Origin of the sequence: Stackebrandtia sp., from assembly GCF_035643755.1 — a bacterium.
In the GTDB taxonomy this organism is placed as follows: Bacteria; Actinomycetota; Actinomycetes; order Mycobacteriales; family Micromonosporaceae; genus Stackebrandtia.
The window spans coordinates 1-17,934 of sequence record NZ_DASQPW010000125.1; the positions used below are offsets into that span (position 1 = coordinate 1).

The window sequence follows — 17,934 nt, forward strand, 5'->3', positions numbered from 1 at the left end:
CTCCGCCCTCGCCCACGGCCCCGCGCCGAGCGACGACTCCCAGTGGGTCACCGCCGAGGTCGCGGTGGTCGCCGCCCCGCAGGCGCCCGCCGCGCCGCCGATCCGCGCCCCGCAGGCCCCGCCGATCCGTCACGTGCCGTCGGCCGGGACCATCGCTGTCGGTGCGCCGCAAGCGATTCCCACCCCGCACGCCGCCCCGGGCGACTACATGCCGATGCCGCAGCAGGCGTGGACCCGCTCCGCCCCGCAGGGCAGGATCGGGCGCCTCTTCGAGTACCTGCGGCACAGCCCCGCCTGGGTGGCGCCCGCGGCGCTGCTGACCTGCTTCGCCGCGGCCGCCGCGACCGTCCTGGTCACCGACCCCACCGACGACGTCGGACCCACCAACTGCGCGTTCAAGATGGTGACGGGCTTCGACTGCCCCGGATGCGGCGGCACCCGCGCGTTCTACTACCTGCTGCGGGGCAACCTTCCCGAGGCGGCGCGCAACCACGCGATCGCGCTGTTCGCCGCCCCGTTCATCGCCTGGCTGTACATCACCTGGGCGCTGCGGCGGATGTTCCCCAAGCTGCGCGACCGCATTCCGCGCTTCCGCATCACCCCGATCATGGCCACCTGGTTCCTGGCCGCGTGGGGCGCGTTCTGGATCATCCGCAACCTGCCGTGGCCGCCGTTCACGCACCTGTATGTGTAAACACCTCCGCTGAGACTGTCCGCAATGGCGTGTCGTCCTCACCGTCGGTGACGTAGCGTGTGAATACTGTTACTCCCGCATACGGAGGTCGCCAATGAGAAAAGCAGTGTTCACCATCCTGGTTTCGGCGGTTTTCGCCTCGGCCGTGGCGCTGGCGGTGCCAGGTCTGGTCATGGCGAACAGCGGCGCGAGCCTGCGCGAGCCCACCGAGGACGAGCTGATCGCCGCCGCCCACGACGCGTTCATCGACCACGCGGGCTCCGCCGCCCAACCCAGCCAGGAGGAGTTCGGCGTCCCCGCCTCGGTCACGGTGGCGCAGGCGATCCTGGAGTCGGGCTGGGGCGGGAGCAAGCTCGCCACGGGCTCCAACAACTACTTCGGCATGAAGTGCAAGAACGGTGAACACGGGCCGATCGCCTCCGACTGCGTCAAGGCCGCCACCAAGGAATGCGACAAGACGAAGTGCTGGGACACCAAGGCGTGGTTCAGGGTCTACGACTCCGAGGCCGACTCCTTCAGGGACCACGGCTCGTACCTCAAGGCCAACCCGCGCTACGCCAACGCCTTCAAGTACTCCGACGACGCCGATCGGTTCATCCGCGAGGTCCACAAGGCGGGCTACGCCACCGACCCGAAGTACACCGACAAGATCGTCACCCTCATGCAGGACTACAACCTCTACCGTTTCAACGGCTGAGACTCACAGGCCGTTGCACTGCACCGGGTTCTCGACGAAGCGGACGCTGATCGTCACGGTCGAGCCGTACGGGGCGCGGGTGTCGCCCAGCGGGTCCTGCGCGTAGACGTCGCACTCGGTCTTGCCGTGGCCGTTGGAGCTGACCTCGACGACGAACCCGACCGCGCGCAGCTGGGCGGTGGCGTCGGTCTCGGCCATGCCGACCACGTTGGGGACGCCGACGGTGTCGGGGGAGCTGCTGGAGCTGTGGTCGGGCGGCTTGGAGGTGCTCGGCGGGCGGGTGATCGACTTGGGGTCGTTGATCTCGGCGAGGCTGTGCGACTCCTCGCTGGAGTCCGATGAGGACTCGGACGAGCCAGCGGCGGTCGAGGGGCCGCCGTCGTGCGCGTTGGTCGCCGCCTGGCCCGGGTTGACCACGTAGGCCAGGGTGGCCCCCGACACCGCCAGCACGATCGTGGCGATCAGGACCGCGACCCCGCGCCGCCGGCCGCGCCGCGCGGGCTTCGGCGGCTTGACGGGTTTGGCGGGGCGCGCGGGCTCGGGGACGTCGACGGCCGCGGCGGCCATCACCAGCGGCTTGTCCTCGGCGGCGGGTTCGTCGTCGGACGGCCCCTCCACGACGGGCTGCTCGACGGTGGCGTCCTCGGCGATGGCCTCGGCCGCGACGGGTTCGGGCGCGGGCTCCTCCGGCGGGACGGGGGAGTGCTCGGCGACGTCATCGGCGAGATCGGCGGCGGTCACCGACGACTCGGCGAAGTCGCCGACCACCTCGCGCAGCATCGGCGGCACCACGATGCCGTGCGCCTCGCCCACCGACAGGCACACCGCCACCATCGACGACGCGAAGGTGAACCGCTCCGACGGCCGCTTGGACAGCGCCTTCATCACCACGGTCTCAGCGGGCCCCGCGGCGTCGGGAAGCGGCGCGGGGGAGCGGCGGCGATGCCCCTGGGCGATGTCGGCCGCGGTCTCGCCGTCGAAGGGCACGCTGCCCGACAGGCACTCGTATCCGATGGCGCCCAAGGAATAGATGTCGCTGGCGGGCACGCCGGGGTCGGCGTCGAACAGCTCGGGCGCGGCGTACAGCGCCGCCACCATCGCGTTGGAGTTGCGCGAGGTGTCGGTGTAGCGGTGGGAGAAGCCGAAGTCGACGATGGTGACGTCGCCGCCGTCGGCGACCATCAGGTTCTCGGGCTTCAGGTTCAGGTGCAGCACCCCCGCCTCGTGGGCGGTGTGCAGCGCGCTGGCCGCGGAGGCCAAAATGGACAGCGTCTCGGTGGCGGGCAGCGTCCCGCAGGAATCCAGGATGCGGCGCAGCGGGGTGCCCGCCGGCCGCGCGGCGATGGCGCACACCACGGGCACGCCGTCCTCGTATTCCTCGACGAGGTCGTACAGGTCGACGATCCCCGGGCCCACCAGCGAGGCGACATCCAGTGCCGTGCGCCGAAACCGGGCACGCACCGCGTCGTCGGCGGCGAGTGAGTGATCGAGCACCTTGATGGTGACCTGGCGGTCGAGCAGGGTGTCGTGTCCGAACCAGACGGTGCCGTTCTCCCCCGCACCAACATGCCGGTCGATTCGGTATCGCTCTGCCAGACGGCTACCGGGTTGCATGGGACTCCTGGATGCCGGGGGTTTGTACCACTACATACCAGTGTGTCGTACCCCACGTTGGAAGTCCAGTCCCGCAGTGACGTGGTAGGGACACGCTGCGTGTTTTCGCGTGCCAAAACCCCGATGGATTTACACGTTTGAAACACAACGAGATCGTTTGGCAACACAGAAGAACGTCCGACGAAACAGCCGACCGTCAAACTATCGGGGTATCCGCTCAGGCAGCGCCGCCGACAGTGCGATTTCACAGATCTTCACACAGTGGAGGAACGACATGCATGTCGATTCGGGAGATACGGCGTGGGTGTTGGCGTCGGCCGCCATGGTGCTGGTCATGACGCCCGCCCTCGCCCTGTTCTACGGCGGTCTCACCCGCGCCAAGAGCGTGGTCAACATGATGATGAAGAGCCTCGCGGCGCTGGCGGTGGTCAGCGTGCTGTGGGTGCTCTACGGCTACAGCCTGTCCTTTTCGGACGGAAACCCGCTGCTGGGTGGTTTCGGCCAGTGGGGGCTGCGCGGCATCGTGGACTCGGTCAACTCCGACCATCTGCCGGACATGGCGTTCATCGGCTTCCAGTTGATGTTCGCCGTCATCACCGTGGCCCTGGTCAGCGGCGCCGTCGCCGACCGGATGAAGTTCAACGCCTGGCTGATCTTCACCATCGCATGGGCATCCATAGTGTACTTCCCGGTGGCGCACTGGGTGTGGGGCGGCGGATTCCTCGGCTCCGACGGGCTGGGCGCCCTCGACTTCGCCGGCGGCACCGCCGTGCACGTCAACGCCGGCGCCGCCGCCCTGGCCCTGGCCATCGTGCTCGGCAAGCGGCTGGGCTGGCCGCACGGCACCACCTTCAACCCGCACAACCTCCCCCTGGTGATGTTGGGTACCGGCCTGTTGTGGTTCGGCTGGTTCGGTTTCAACGCCGGAAGCGAGCTGGCCGCCGACGGCGTCGCCGCCATCGCCCTGGTCAACACGCAGGTCGCCACGGCGGCGGCCATCATCGGCTGGCTGCTGGTGGACCGCTGGCGCGGCTCCAAGCCCTCGGTGCTGGGCGCCTGTTCGGGCGCGGTCGCGGGACTGGTGGCCATCACCCCGGCCTGCGCCTACGTCGAACCCTTGGGCGCCATAGCCATCGGCGTCGTCGCGGGCATGGTGTGCCCGCTGGCGGTGGCCCTGAAACACCGCCTCGGGTACGACGACGCCCTGGACGTGGTGGGCATCCACCTGGTGGGCGGGGCCGTCGGTTCCGTCCTGATCGGGGTGTTCGCGGTGGGCTCGCTGTCGGGAACCCCCGGATTGCTGTACGGCGGCGGAGCCACCCTGCTGGGCAAGCAGTCGCTGGCGGTGCTGACGGTGGGCGGTTTCTCCTTCGCCGCCGCGCTGGCCATCGGCTGGGTGTTGAAACACACCATTGGCATCCGAGTGGCCCCCGAGGTGGAGACCGCCGGGATCGACTCGATCGAACACGCCGAGGTCGCCTACGACCTGCCGGTCAACGGCGCCGTGACATCACCGACCGAGGAGTTGGATCGGCCCATGGTCTCGGCCGCCAAGGGCGAGGGCTGATCAAAATCCGCCCGGCGGCAACAATGAGCACCGTGTTGGTGCCGCCGGGACGGGCCGTTAAGCTCGGAGACCTACCTGAGTGTGTGCGCACCGCAATCTCAGCCTGCTCTTCGAAGGATGAATCCGAGTGTTTGACTCCCTATCCGAGCGCCTGTCGGGCATTTTCCAGTCCCTGAGGGGCAAGGGACGCCTGTCCGATGCCGACATCAACGCCACGGCTCGGGAAATCCGAATGGCGCTGCTGGAAGCCGACGTGGCGCTGCCGGTGGTGAAGTCCTTCATCCACAACATCAAGGAACGCTGCCGCGGCGTGGTGGTGTCCAAGGCGCTCAACCCCGCGCAGCAGGTCATCAAGATCGTCAACGAGGAGCTCGTCACCATCCTCGGCGGCGAGACGCGGCGGCTCCAGTTCGCCAAGAACCCGCCCACCGTGATCATGCTGGCGGGTCTGCAGGGCGCGGGTAAGACCACGCTGGCGGGCAAGCTCGCCAAGTGGCTGGCGGGCCAGAACCACCAGCCGCTGCTGGTCGCCGCCGACCTTCAGCGCCCCAATGCCGTCCAGCAGCTGCAGGTGCTGGGCGAGCGCGCGGGCGTCGAGGTGTACGCGCCCGAGCCCGGCAGCGGCGTCGGCGACCCGGTCAAGGTCGCCAAGGAGTCCCTCGCCCACGCCACCCGCCACGCCCGCGACATCGTCATCATCGACACCGCGGGCCGCCTCGGCATTGACGCCGAGATGATGGCGCAGGCCGCCGCGATCCGCGACGCCACGAACCCCGACGAGACGCTGTTCGTCATCGACGCCATGATCGGCCAGGACGCCGTGGCCACCGCCGAGGCGTTCCGCGACGGCGTCGGCATCACGGGCGTCGTCCTGTCCAAGTTGGACGGTGACGCCCGCGGCGGCGCGGCGCTGTCGGTGCGCCAGGTCACGGGCCAGCCCATCATGTTCGCGTCCATCGGCGAGAAGCTCGAGGACTTCGACGTCTTCTACCCCGAGCGGATGGCCTCGCGCATCCTCGGCATGGGCGACATGCTCACCCTCATCGAACAGGCCGAGTCGGCCTTCGAGGACGAGCAGAAGCAGCGCATGACCAGCAAACTGATGGGCGGCGAGAGCTTCAGCCTCGAGGACTTCCTGGAGCAGCTGCAGGCGATCCGCAAGATGGGCCCGATCGGCAACCTGCTGGGCATGATGCCCGGCATGAACCAGATGAAGGACCAGATCGCCGACATCGACGACAAGCACCTCGACAAGGTCGCCGCGGTGATCCGCTCGATGACGCCGCAGGAACGCGAGGACCCCAAGATCATCAAGGGCTCCCGCCGCATCCGCATCGCCAACGGCTCGGGTACCACGGTCAACGACGTCAACCAGCTGCTCACCCGCTTCGGCGAGGCCCAGAAGATGATGAAGCAGATGGGCGGCATGATGGGTCTGCCAGGCGGCCGCCGCAAGGCCACCAAGTCGCCCAACATCAAGCGCAAGGGCAAGAAGGGCAAGGTCACCAAGAAGCGCGCCCGCGGCGGCGGCGGCATGCCCGCGGGCATGCCCCCAGGTCTGCCTGGCGGGATGCCACAGGGAGGCATGCCCGAGGGCTTCGACCCCTCGGCCTTCACTGGCGGCAACATGAACGTGCCCGACGTGGACTTCGGCGCCCTGGGCGGCAAGAAGGACAAGAAGAACAAGCCGTAACGGCCCCAGGCAAGGGTGCGGCTTGGGAAACGGTTCCCCATCCATGGCATCGGTGTGGGAGGAGCACCCTGGGTGCGTCCTTTGGGGAACGTGTCGTTTTCGCAATGCCGTGGCCGAGGAACCAACTCGGACCCGTCGCTTTGCACCCATGGCCATAGCGATGCCACGGCCGAGGAACCAATTTAGGCGCGTCGCTTTGCGCCCATGGCCTTTGCGATGCCACGGCCGAGGAATCGGTGCGCGTGTATCCCTGGGGACCTGTCGTTTACACAGTGCTGCGGCCAAGGAAGCGATGGCATGTGGCTCCTGGGGGCCTGCCGCTTCCACAATGCCGTGGCCGAGGTAGCAGTGGGGTGTGTTCCCTGGGGGCCTGTCGTCTTCACGGTGCTGTGGCCGAGGAACCAATGTGGGTATGTCGCTTGGGCGCCTGTCGCCTTTGCAATGCCACGGTCGAGTTACCAGGTTTGGTGTGTCCCTGGGAGGTAGGCGCTTTCGTGATGCCGTGGCCGAGGTAGCAGTGGGGTGTGTTCCCTGAGGGTCTGCCGCTTCCACAATGCTGCGGCCGAGGAACCAATGTGGGTACGTCGCTTGGGCACCTGTCGCCTTCACGGAGCCGTGGCCGAGGAACCAATGTGGGCGCGTCCCTGAGGTTCCTGTCGTTTTCACGGTGCCGCAGTCGAGGGGTCGCTTCGGGTGTGTCTCTTGGGAGCCCGTCGTATTCACGATGCCGTGGCCGAGGAACCAATCTCGGTGCCGCACCGATCGTCAAGGGTCGGGCCACCGCCGACGTCGTGGACGGGGGGGCGGGCTCTTAGACTCGCGGCGTGGTTGATGGTGCTTGGCATGTGCGCGCGGTTTGGCTTCCCGAGGATCGGGTTCGCGACATCTACATCGATGGGGATCAGTTGGGTTTCGAGCCGATCCCTGGCGCGACGACCATCGCCGATGGCGGGTTCGCGTTGCCAGGGTTGACCGACGCGCACTGTCACATCGGGATCAAGCGTGGGGCCGTTCCGATCTCGAGCGTCGAGGAGGCGCGCCAGATGGCCCTTGTGGATCGTGACGCGGGGGTGCTGGCGATGCGCGACGCGGGGTCGCCGTTTCCGTATCCCGAGCTCGACGACGCCGAGGATTTGCCGCGGTTGCGGCGGGCGGGGCGGCACCTGGCGCCGCGTCGGCGTTACCTGCGGGGCGTCGGGATCGAGTGCACCGCCGAGGAACTGCCCGGGCTGGCCGCCGAGCAGGCGAAGGCGGGCAACGGGTGGATCAAGCTGGTCGGCGACTGGATCGACCGCGACGCGGGCGATCTGGGGCTGAGCTTCGACGCCGACGTGTTGGCCGCGGCCATCGACGCCGCGCACGAGGCGGGCGCCAAGGTCGCCGTCCACACGTTCAGCGAGGCCGCCGTGGAGGCGGTGGTGCGCGCGGGCGTCGACTCGGTGGAACACGGCACGGGACTGTCGCCCGACCTGCTGGACCTGATGGCGCGCCAGAAGACCGCGCTCGTGCCCACCATGATCAACATCGCCACGTTCGACGACATCGCCGACGCCGCCCAGCCCAAGTTCCCCACGTACGCCGACCACATGCGTCGGCTGAAGGAGGGCTTCCCCGACGTGGTGCGCCGCGCCCACGAGGCGGGCGTGGACGTCTACGTCGGCACCGACGCCGGCGGCGGCATCGATCACGGGCTGGCCGCCGAGGAGATCCTGCTGCTGCATGCCAAGGCGGGCCTGTCGCCCGCCGAGGTCCTGGCCGCGGCGAGCTGGAAGGGCCGCGAGTGGCTCGGGTTCGGCGGCGACGAGCACGGCGGCCTGGGGGACCTGGTGGTCTACGACGACGACCCCCGCGCCGACCTGCGGGTGGTGCGCGCACCGAAGCGGATCGTGCTGCGCGGCAACGTGATCGCCTGACGTGAGCGGCGTCATCCCCGCCTTACTGGACCGATCGTTCTGTATTGGTTAGGCTCGTCCGCATGGCACGCACCAAGGAGTTCGAACCCGACGTCGCGCTGCGCGGGGCCATGGAGCTGTTCCTTTCGCGCGGCTACGAGGCGACCTCCATGGCGGACCTGGTGTCCCATCTGGGAATCAGCCGCGCCAGCCTCTACGCCACCTTCGGCCACAAGGACGAGCTCTATCGCAAGGCGCTCGATTTGTACCTGCGCGCCCAGTCGATCGGCCCCGCCTATCACCTCGCCCAGCCGGGTCCCGTGCTGCCGCTGATCCGCTCGCTCATGGAGCGTTACGTCTCGCAAGTCAAGCAGCCCAACGGATCGGGCGGTTGCCTGGTCGTCAACGCGGCCATCGAACGCATGGGCGCCGACGACGCGGTCGCCCGTCAGGTGGAGTCGTCCTGGGCCGAGGTGGAGACAGCGCTGCGGCTGGCGCTGGTGCGCGCCAAGGCCCAGGGAGAACTGCCCGAGTCCGCCGACCCCCGGCGGCTGGCGCGCTTCGTTCTGGTGGTGTTGCAGGGACTGCGGGTCTTCGCCCGCTCCGACGGCGACACCTCGCGCCTCGACGACGCCGTGGACGAGACCATGCGCGCCCTGTCCTGATCCATCGCCGTACGGCGGGCGCCCTCGCGCGCCCCAATATTGGAATAATCATTCTGGAAAGGTGTCAATCATGAACGCACGCTTTGACGGCAAGGTCGCCCTGATCTCCGGGGCGGGCTCGGGCATCGGACGCCACACCGCCCGCGCCCTGGCCGCCGAGGGCGCCATCGTCGTGGTGGCGGGCCGCCGCGCCGAACCCCTGCGCGAGACGGTCAAGCTCATCGAGGCCGACGGCGGCACCGCGAGCCTGATCACCGGCGACGTGGCCGACGCGTCGGACTCCGAGCGCTTCGTCGCCGAGACGGTGCGCCTCCACGGCGGCCTGCACGTGGCCGTCAACAACGCCGGGGTCTTCGTGGGCGGCCCGGTCACCGACGCCGACCTCGACCAGTGGAACCGCGCCCTGAACACCAACGTCACCGGCACCCTGCTGGCCCTGCGGCACCAGGTGCGGCACATGAGTGCTCACGGTGGCGGCACCATCGTCAACGTCGGCTCCACCCTCGGCGCGCACGCCTCCTTCCCGGGCCTGGCCCTGTACGGCGCCACCAAGGCGGCGGTGTCCGCGCTCAGCAAGGCCGCCGCGGTCGAGCACATCGGCGACGGCGTGCGCATCAACGTGGTGAGCCCGGGCTCGTCCGACACCCCCATGTCGATGCGCCCCGGCGAGGACGTCGCGGGCCGCGCCGATCGCGTCGCCTCCACGGTTCCCCTGGGACGCATCGGAAGCCTCGACGAGGTCACCTCGGCGATCCTGTGGATGGCCAGCGCGGACTCCGGCTTCGCCGTCGGGCACGACCTGGTCATTGACGGCGGCGTGAGCCTGTAAACGTTTTTCCGCGCACGATGTCGAGTGGGGTCGCACCTCACCGATACCATCGGTGAGGTGAGCCAAGACCCCTACCAGTACGACCCGTACACGGCGCAGCCGCCGATGGGCAACCAGCAGAACCAGCCCACGTCCGGCGGCTACCCGGATCAATCGGGTTACCCGGACCAGCAGGCGGGCTACCCCGACCAGGCGCAGCAGGGCCAATACGCCCAGCAGCCCGGTTACCAGCAGCAGCCCGGCTACGCCCAGCAACCGGGCTATGTCCAGCAACCGCAGCCCTACGCGCAGTACGGCTACACCACGCCGATGCAGCCGCAGGGCGGTGACCAGCAAAACGGCCTCGCGATCGCCGGCATGGTGTGCGGCATCGCGTCGATCCCGCTGCTGTTCTGCTGCTATTCGGGGACGATCCCGGCGATCCTCGGCATCATCTTCGGCGCGATCGGGATGGGCAAGGCCAACCGCGGTGAGGCGGGCGGCAAGGGCATGGCCCTGGCCGGGCTGATCTGCGGCGCCGCCACCATCGTGCTGCTCGCGATCATCATCGTCGCGTCCATCGCCTTCAACTGGTCCGCCGTCTACAGCAACTACGGCACCAACTGACACCTTTGCCGGTGGCAATTGTCGGCCGCGGTCGACATAATTGAGTCTCGCGCGTGGCGTGTGTCACGCGCGGACGGAATCCACGGGCAATGTGACATGGGACGGCGATGACCAACGATCCCCGGCACTACACGCAGTACGACCCGACCTCGGCCCCTCCGGTGTTCGAGCAGCCGACGACCGACGCGGGCTCGTACTACCAGCAGGGCTACCCCGACGGCGCCACCTACCAGCAGCAGGGCTACCCGGCCCAGAACTACGCCGCGCCCGTCTTCCAGTCGCCCATGCCGTACCGCGCGCCGGAGAACGGGCTGGGCATCGCCGCGCTGATCCTGGGCATCCTGGGCGTCGTCAGCTGCATCGCGTGCGCCATCCCCGCGATCATCTGCGGCCACATGGGGGTCAAGAAGGCCGACCGCGGCGAGGCCGACAACCGCGGCATGGCCCTGGCGGGCCTGATCTGCGGTTACGTCGGCCTGGCCCTGTGGGGGATCGTCATCATCATCTACATCGTCTTCGCCCTCGTCCTCTATTCGACGACCAGCAACCTGCCAACGTCGCCGTCCTCGCCCTACTAGCTAGGATCTGTGGTCATGGCGAAAGTGCTCACACCGCAGAACGACGACTTCCCCCGCTGGTACCAGGAATTGGTGGCCAAGGCCGAACTGGCCGACAACGGCCCGGTCAAGGGACAGCAGGTGATCCGTCCGACGGGGTTCGCGCTGTGGGAGCGCATGGTGTCCGAAATGGATGATCGCATCAAGGAGACCGGCGCCGAGAACGCGTCCTTCCCGCTGCTGATCCCGCAGAGCTACCTGAGCCGCGAGGCCGAGCACGTGGAGGGCTTCGCGCCGGAGTGCTGGACCGTGACCCACGCCGGCGGCAAGGAGCTCGAGGAACCGGTCGTGGTGCGGCCCACCTCCGAGACCGTCATCGGCGAGTACATGGCCAAATGGGTGCAGTCCTATCGCGACCTTCCGCTGCTGCTCAACCAGTGGTGCAACGTGATGCGCTACGAGATGCGAACCCGGCTGTTCCTGCGCTCCTCGGAGTTCCTGTGGCAGGAGGGGCACACCGCCCACGCCACCCGCGACGACGCCGCCGGCTACAACCGCCGCATCCTGCACGAGGTCTACCAGGACTTCATGGAGAACGTGGTCGCGCTGCCCGTCCTCACCGGGCTGAAGACCGCGGCCGAGCGCTTCGCCGGCGCCATCAACACCTTCGCGTGCGAGGCGATGATGCGCGACGGCAAGGCCCTGCAGATGGGCACCTGCCACGAGCTGGGCCAGAACTTCGCCAAGGCCTTCGACATCCAGTACCTCGGCAACGACGGCCAGCAGCACCATGCGTGGACCACCTCCTGGGGCACGTCCACCCGGATGATCGGCGGGCTCATCATGGGTCACGGCGACGACAACGGGCTGCGGGTGCCGCCGCGGCTGGCCCCGGTGCAGGCGTACGTCATGACCGTCAAGGACGGCGAGGGCGTCGGCGAGACCGCCGCCAAGACCCACGCCGCGCTGCGCGCTGCGGGCGTGCGCTCCAAGCTCGACACCCGCGGCGACGTCCCGTTCGGGCGCCGCGCGGTGGACGCCGAGCTGAAGGGCTACCCGGTGCGCGTCGAGATCGGCCCGCGCGACGTGGCCGCGGGCAAGGTGACCCTGGTGCGCCGGGTCGCCGGCACCAAGACCCCGGTGCCGATCGACGGCGTGACCGAGGCGATCGCCGAGGCATTGGAGACCGACCAGAAGGCGCTGTACGACGAGTCGCTGGCCTTCCGCGCCTCCCACACCACCGATGTGTCGACATTGGACGAAGCGATCGAGGCGGCCGGCGCCGGGTTCGCCCGGCTCGCCTGGGACGCCTGCGGCGTCGACGGCGAGACCAAGGCCGCCGAGCGGGGCGTCACCGTGCGCTGCCTGCAGCGCGCCGACGGATCCGTCCCCGACGATCTCGACGAGCCCGACCTGGTCGCGACCCTGAGCCGCTCGTACTAGAGGCGATCGAGGTCACCACCGGCGGCTGCGCCCCGGCCGGGGCCGTCCGTTAAGATGGGGCGCTGGTAACGCGCTCGCGAACACGGCGCCCTCTCAACGACGTGGCGCGGGCCTGACGTCCTTCGTACGACCAATGTCATAACCCCACATGGCGGCGGCTCGTGCACCCGTGCGATAAGCCAACAGGAGCTATTCAACAGTGGCAGTAAAGATCCGTCTGCTGCGGATGGGCAAGATCCGTCAGCCGCAGTACCGCATTGTCGTCGCCGACTCGCGCACCAAGCGCGACGGCCGCGCCATCGAATTCGTGGGGATATACCACCCCAAGGAGGACCCCTCGCGTATCGAGGTCAAGTCCGACCGGGTGCAGTACTGGCTGGGGGTCGGCGCGCAGCCGTCCGACCCGGTCAGGGCCATCTTGTCCAAGACCGGTGACTGGCAGAAGTTCAAGGGTCTGCCCGCGCCCGAGCCGCTGAAGGTCGCACCGGCCAAGGCCGACAAGAACGCCGTCTACGAGGCTGAGGCCAAGGCCGCCGGCGCCGAGACCGAAGAGACCAAGAAGGCCGAAGCGCCGAAGAAGAAGGCCGCCGCCAAGAAGTCCACCAAGTCGGAGGCCAAGGCGACCGAGGCCAAGCCGGCCGAGGTCAAGGCGACCGAGGTCAAGGACGAGGCGAAGACCACCGACACCGAGACAACCACCGACTCAGCCAAGGAGTCCTGACGTGTTGCGGCCCGCACTGGAACATCTCGTCAAAGGCATCGTGACCCACCCCGACGATGTGCGAGTCCGGATGATGACCGAGCGTCGTGGCAAGCGGCTCGAGGTGCGGGTCAATCCCGAAGACCTCGGCACCGTGATCGGCCGCGGCGGGCGCACCGTCAAGGCGCTGCGTCAGGTGGTCGGTTCCGTCGGTGGGCGCGGTATCCGTGTAGAAGTCCTCGACCAGTAGTGCAGCTGGTCGTCGGCCGGGTCGTGCGCCCCCACGGGGTGCGCGGGGACCTGATCTGTGAGGTCAGGACCGACGAGCCCGAGGAACGTTTCTTCGCCGGGTCGGTGCTGGACACCGACCCGGCGACCCACGGTCCGCTGACGGTGGAGCATGCCCGCTGGTACCAGGGTCGGCTGCTGCTGACCTTCGAGGGCGTCGCCGATCGCAACGTCGCCGAGGACCTGCGCGGCGTCCTGCTGTGCGTCGACAGCGGCGACGTGGAGTCGCCCGACGACCCCGAGGACTTCCGCGACCACGACCTGGTCGGAATGTCCGTTGTGGACGAGACCGGCGCGGTGATCGGCACGGTGGACCGGGTCGACCACGCCCCCGCGCACGACATGCTGGTCGTGCGGCGCGACGGCGCCACGCCCGCGCTGATCCCGTTCGTCCACGCCATGGTCCCCACCGTGGACGTCGAGGCCGGGCGCATCGAGGTGTCCCTTCCGGACGGACTGCTGGATCTGTGACCCGATGAGAATCGACGTCGTCACGGTCTTCGGCGAATACCTTTCCCCGCTGGAACTCTCACTGATCGGGCGGGCCCGCCAGCGCGGCATCATCGACCTCGAGGTCCACGACCTGCGCCAGTGGACACACGACGTGCACCGCACCGTCGACGACTCGCCCGCCGGGGGCGGCGCGGGCATGATCATGCGCCCCGAACCCTGGGGCGAGGCGCTTCAGGCGCTGGTTCCCGGGCCCGACACGCCGCACCTGCTGGTGCCCAGCCCGGCCGGGGTCCCCTTCCGCCAGTCCATGGCCGCCGAGCTGGCCGCCGAGGACTGGCTGCTGTTCGCCTGCGGGCGCTACGAGGGCATCGATCAGCGGGTGATCGACGCCGCGTCCGACCGGATGCGGGTCACCGAGGTGTCCATCGGCGACTACGTGCTGTTCGGCGGCGAGGTCGCCGTTCTGGCCATAGTGGAGGCCGTCGCCCGGCTGATCCCCGGCGTCCTGGGCAACGCCGAGTCGCTGCGGGAGGAATCTCACAACGACGGGCTGCTGGAGGCGCCGTCCTACACCAAACCCGCGTCCTGGCGGGGTCGCGACGTGCCCGAGGTGCTGATGTCGGGCCATCACGCCCGCATCGAGCGCTGGCGCCGCGATCAGGCCCTGTTGCGCACCGCACAGCGCCGCCCGGATTTGCTGGCCGACCTGGACCCCGATACCCTGGACGCCCACGACCGCGAGGTCTTGGAGGGGGCCGGGTTCGCCCTCGCCCGGCGCGATGTGGCAGAGTAGTGAGGTTGCCGCGCGCGGTTGCCTTACGCCGCCATGACGCGCCAAGACCCAAATGAACGATGAGACGCGCACCGCCGAGTGCGCGCGTGAAGCTGCGAGGACTAACCGCGATGAACACCTTGGACGCTTTGGACGCCGTCTCCGTACGGGCGGACATCCCGGACTTCCGGGCCGGAGACACCCTCAAGGTGTACGTGCGCGTCGTCGAGGGCAGCCGCTCCCGTATCCAGGTCTTCCAGGGCGTCGTGATCCGTCGCCAGGGTTCGGGCCTGCGCGAGACCTTCACCGTCCGCAAGATGAGCTCCGGCATCGGCATCGAGCGGACCTTCCCGCTCAACAGCCCGGTGATCGACAAGATCGAGGTCGCCACCCGCGGCGACGTGCGCCGCGCCAAGCTGTACTACCTGCGTGACCTGCGCGGCAAGGCCGCCAAGATCAAGGAAAAAAGGTAGTCCGGCCGAGCGTCGAGCTCGATGGTGTCGTCGTTCACACCGAGCGGTTAGTCTCGGTCAATGGACAAACCCGGTCGAGTCTCCGGCAGGGCCTCGGTGCCCGCGGCTCAACCCCCACCCGGCGCCCTCCCCGCAGTGCGGTCGAGGCTGCGCCGGGTGCACTCCCACCGCCGCCGGAACCTTCCACTGTGGGTAGAGCTGCCGCTGTTGTTGCTCGTGGCCTTCTGCGGTGCCGCCCTGCTGCGCACCTTCGCGTTGCAGCAGTACGAGATCCCGTCCGGTTCGATGCAGCACACCCTGGAGATCGGCGACCGGGTGCTGGTGAACAAGTTCGTGTTCAAGCTGCGCGACCCGCAGCGCGGCGAGGTCGTGGTCTTCAAGGGCACCAGCCGCTGGTCCTCCGAGGTCACCCCGCAGCCGGCCAAGGGTCCGATCGGCGAGGTCTGGCACATGCTCGGCGACATGGTCGGAGTGGCGGCGCCGGACGAGAGGGACCTCATCAAGCGGGTGATCGGCACCCCCGGCGACCACGTCGCGTGCTGCGACAAGAAGGGCCGCGTCACCGTCAACGGCGTCCCCCTCAACGAGGGCGGTTACGTCTGGGACAACGCGCCCCTGCAATCCCCGGCCGACGACACCGAATGCCGATCCCGGCGCTTCGCCGAGGTGACGGTGCCGCCGGGCAACATCTTCGTCATGGGGGACCACCGCGGCAACTCCCGGGACTCCCGCTGCCAGGGCTTCGTGCCGATCGAGAACCTGATCGGGCGGGCGGTGGCCGTCGTGTGGCCCAAGGACCGTTGGGCCTCGCTGCCGATCCAGCATTCCTTCGACAAGGTCCCCGAACCGGGCAGCGCCGGTACCTCCGGCGGAGCCGGCGGCGGCGACGTGGGGGTGGCGGTCCCACTGCTGCTGACCGGCGGATTCGTCTCGCGGTCCCGACGGCGCGGGCGAAGACCCACCGTACCGTGAGTGACGCGGTGCGTACACTCCTGGAGTGATCGAGGAAGAGGGCAGACCCGCCCCCACCGCCGATGCCGAGCCCGCCACATCCGACGAACCCGATGAGCCCCAGAAGCGGCGCGGCTCGTTCTGGCGCGAGCTGCCGCTGCTGCTGGTCGTCGCGGTCGTGGTGGCGCTGCTGGTGCGCACCTTCGCGCTGCAGTCGTTCTGGATACCGTCCGGCTCGATGGAGAACACCCTGCAAAGCGGGGACCGGGTGCTGGTCAACAAGCTGATCTACGACTTCCGGGATCCGGAGCGTGGCGAGGTGATCGTGTTCAGGGCGCCGCAGTCGTGGCGCAGCGACCCCAACGACGAGGACTTCATCAAGCGCGTCATCGCCGTCGGCGGCGACACGGTCTCCTACGACGCCGGGGCCGGCCACATCGAGGTCAACGGCCACCCCCTGGACGAGTCGTCCTATATCTACAAGGACCCGAACACCGGCGTGCGGGACCTCCCCAGCAAGGACGGCTACGAGTTCAAGGTGACCGTCCCGAAGGGACGGCTGTGGGTGATGGGCGACCACCGCGCCGCCTCCGGCGACTCGCGGGAGAACTTCATCCGCAGCGGCGAGAGTGTTGGCACCGCCACCATTCCGGTGTCGTCGGTGGTGGGCAAGGCGTTCTCCATCATCTGGCCACCCAGCCGCTGGCACTGGCTCAGCATTCCCGACTCCTTCGAAGGGGTGCCGTAAGCTCAGTCCGTGATCGAAGACGAGGAACGTGTGCCGACCGGGGCGGTGGCAGACGAGGCCGACATCGAGTCGGACGAGGAGAAACCAGAGGTCGCGTCGGATGACGACGAGACCGACGCGGACTCCAAGAAGAAGAAACGCGGCTCGTTCTGGCGCGAATTGCCGGTGTTGTTGGTGGTCGCGGTCGTGGTGGCGCTGCTGGTGCGCACCTTCGTGCTGCAGTCGTTTTGGATCCCATCGGGTTCGATGGAGAACACCCTGCAGCTCAACGACTACATCCTGGCCAACAAGCTGATCTACGACTTCCGGGATCCGGAGCGCGGCGAGGTCATCGTGTTCCACGCGCCGGAGTCCTGGCGCAGCGACCCCAACGAGGAAGACTTCATCAAGCGCGTCATCGCCGTCGGCGGCGACAGGGTCTCCTACAACCCCGACGAGGGTTTCATCCGGGTCAACGGCAGGAAGCTCAACGAGAAGTCCTATCTGTACAAGGACCCGGTGACCGGGGTGCAGCAGTCGCCCAGCCTCAACGACGAGTCGTTCAAGCTCACAGTCCCCAAGGGACGATTGTGGGTGATGGGTGACCACCGCTGGGCCTCGGCCGATTCGCGGGAACGCTTCCGCCGCACCCACCACAACCGCTACGCGTCGACCATTCCGGTCAGCGCGGTGGTCGGCAAGGCGTTCGTGCTGATCTGGCCGATCGACCGCTGGTCGGTGTTGACGGTGCCCGATACCTTCGATTCGGTCCCCGACCCGAAGTAGGTGCCCGCCATGAGCGCTCCCGCCGGAGTCCCGGTTCACGACCGCCGCGCCAGCCGGGTGCTGGTCGTCGACGGCGACGACCGCGTGCTGCTGTTTCGCGGGTGTGATCCCGCGGAGCCGGAGGAGAAGTTCTGGTTCAGCGCCGGCGGCGGGCTGGACGACGGCGAGGACGAGCGCGACGCCGCGTGCCGGGAACTGATGGAGGAGACCGGAATCCGCGCCGTGCCCGACGACCTCGCCGGGCCGGTGCACCGCGAGATCGCGGAGTTCGGCTTCGACGGCGTCTGGATTCGGCAGCACCAGGTCTTCTACGTGCTGCGGGTCGCCGACAACCGCGTCGACACCAGCGGCTTCGAGGAACTCGAGGTCGCGACCATGGACCAACACCACTGGTGGAGCCTCGCCGAGCTCGAGGCGACGTCCGAGGTGATCTTCCCGGACAACCTGGTGGCGTTGCTGCGCGACATTCGATGCGGCACCAGCTGACCCCCGCCCGGGCGCGGATACCCCGCAAGGACGGCGACATG

The 17,934-nt window shown here is 68.6% G+C and carries 20 protein-coding genes; 19 read left to right on the top strand and 1 reads right to left on the bottom strand.

Annotated features, from left to right (window positions below; all coding sequences use genetic code 11):
- Positions 1-694, top strand: a 694-nt coding sequence (locus VE172_RS09550) for a DUF2752 domain-containing protein (RefSeq protein ID WP_324800399.1), incomplete at its 5' end; no start/stop codon positions are given.
- Between the two features lie 94 nt (positions 695-788).
- Positions 789-1,391, top strand: a complete 603-nt coding sequence (gene gsmA / locus VE172_RS09555; RefSeq protein WP_324800401.1) for a sporangiospore maturation cell wall hydrolase GsmA — start codon at positions 789-791, stop codon at positions 1,389-1,391.
- A gap of 3 nt (positions 1,392-1,394) precedes the next feature.
- Here gsmA and VE172_RS09560 read toward each other — a convergent pair whose 3' ends face one another.
- A complete protein-coding gene (locus tag VE172_RS09560; RefSeq protein ID WP_324800404.1) occupies positions 1,395-3,005 on the bottom strand; it encodes a serine/threonine-protein kinase in 1,611 nt (536 codons plus the stop codon).
- A gap of 274 nt (positions 3,006-3,279) precedes the next feature.
- Between VE172_RS09560 and VE172_RS09565 the strand changes: the two genes are divergently transcribed.
- From VE172_RS09565 to VE172_RS09645, 17 genes are all read left to right on the top strand, one after another.
- On the top strand, positions 3,280-4,572 hold the full coding sequence (locus VE172_RS09565) for an ammonium transporter (protein ID WP_324800406.1): 1,293 nt from the start codon (positions 3,280-3,282) through the stop codon (positions 4,570-4,572).
- Between the two features lie 127 nt (positions 4,573-4,699).
- The gene (gene ffh / locus VE172_RS09570; protein WP_324800409.1) at positions 4,700-6,265 is read left to right on the top strand and encodes a signal recognition particle protein; all 1,566 of its coding nucleotides are present in this window, start codon (positions 4,700-4,702) and stop codon (positions 6,263-6,265) included.
- Positions 6,266-7,089: 824 nt separating this feature from the next.
- On the top strand, positions 7,090-8,178 hold the full coding sequence (locus VE172_RS09575; protein ID WP_349258318.1) for an amidohydrolase family protein: 1,089 nt from the start codon (positions 7,090-7,092) through the stop codon (positions 8,176-8,178).
- Between the two features lie 62 nt (positions 8,179-8,240).
- Positions 8,241-8,822: a TetR/AcrR family transcriptional regulator gene (locus VE172_RS09580; RefSeq protein WP_324800413.1), complete on the top strand. Its 582-nt coding sequence runs from the start codon at positions 8,241-8,243 to the stop codon at positions 8,820-8,822.
- A gap of 70 nt (positions 8,823-8,892) precedes the next feature.
- Positions 8,893-9,651, top strand: coding sequence for an SDR family NAD(P)-dependent oxidoreductase (locus VE172_RS09585; protein WP_324800416.1), 759 nt, complete (start codon positions 8,893-8,895; stop codon positions 9,649-9,651).
- A 57-nt stretch (positions 9,652-9,708) separates the two neighbouring features.
- The gene (locus tag VE172_RS09590) at positions 9,709-10,257 is read left to right on the top strand and encodes a DUF4190 domain-containing protein (RefSeq protein WP_324800419.1); all 549 of its coding nucleotides are present in this window, start codon (positions 9,709-9,711) and stop codon (positions 10,255-10,257) included.
- A 107-nt stretch (positions 10,258-10,364) separates the two neighbouring features.
- Positions 10,365-10,835 (top strand): DUF4190 domain-containing protein, encoded by a 471-nt coding sequence (locus VE172_RS09595; protein WP_324800422.1) that lies wholly within the window; start codon positions 10,365-10,367, stop codon positions 10,833-10,835.
- Positions 10,836-10,850: 15 nt separating this feature from the next.
- On the top strand, positions 10,851-12,257 hold the full coding sequence (gene proS, locus VE172_RS09600; RefSeq protein ID WP_324800425.1) for a proline--tRNA ligase: 1,407 nt from the start codon (positions 10,851-10,853) through the stop codon (positions 12,255-12,257).
- 199 nt (positions 12,258-12,456) lie between these two features.
- Entirely contained in the window at positions 12,457-12,978 is a 522-nt protein-coding gene (gene rpsP / locus VE172_RS09605; RefSeq protein WP_324800428.1) for a 30S ribosomal protein S16, read from the top strand.
- A 1-nt stretch (position 12,979) separates the two neighbouring features.
- On the top strand, positions 12,980-13,207 hold the full coding sequence (locus VE172_RS09610; RefSeq protein WP_324800431.1) for an RNA-binding protein: 228 nt from the start codon (positions 12,980-12,982) through the stop codon (positions 13,205-13,207).
- Positions 13,207-13,716, top strand: a complete 510-nt coding sequence (gene rimM, locus VE172_RS09615; protein WP_324800434.1) for a ribosome maturation factor RimM — start codon at positions 13,207-13,209, stop codon at positions 13,714-13,716. Before VE172_RS09610 ends, rimM begins: the two co-directional genes overlap by 1 nt.
- A 4-nt stretch (positions 13,717-13,720) precedes the next feature.
- Positions 13,721-14,491, top strand: coding sequence for a tRNA (guanosine(37)-N1)-methyltransferase TrmD (gene trmD, locus VE172_RS09620; RefSeq protein WP_324800437.1), 771 nt, complete (start codon positions 13,721-13,723; stop codon positions 14,489-14,491).
- A gap of 110 nt (positions 14,492-14,601) precedes the next feature.
- Positions 14,602-14,943, top strand: a complete 342-nt coding sequence (rplS, locus tag VE172_RS09625; RefSeq protein WP_324800440.1) for a 50S ribosomal protein L19 — start codon at positions 14,602-14,604, stop codon at positions 14,941-14,943.
- A gap of 60 nt (positions 14,944-15,003) precedes the next feature.
- On the top strand, positions 15,004-15,915 hold the full coding sequence (gene lepB, locus VE172_RS09630) for a signal peptidase I (RefSeq protein WP_324800443.1): 912 nt from the start codon (positions 15,004-15,006) through the stop codon (positions 15,913-15,915).
- A gap of 130 nt (positions 15,916-16,045) precedes the next feature.
- Complete coding sequence (gene lepB / locus VE172_RS09635; RefSeq protein WP_349258319.1) at positions 16,046-16,642, top strand: signal peptidase I; 597 nt, start codon at positions 16,046-16,048, stop codon at positions 16,640-16,642.
- Between the two features lie 63 nt (positions 16,643-16,705).
- Entirely contained in the window at positions 16,706-17,407 is a 702-nt protein-coding gene (gene lepB / locus VE172_RS09640) for a signal peptidase I (RefSeq protein WP_349258320.1), read from the top strand.
- 9 nt (positions 17,408-17,416) lie between these two features.
- On the top strand, positions 17,417-17,893 hold the full coding sequence (locus VE172_RS09645) for an NUDIX hydrolase (protein ID WP_324800452.1): 477 nt from the start codon (positions 17,417-17,419) through the stop codon (positions 17,891-17,893).
- Positions 17,894-17,934 lie beyond the last annotated feature (41 nt).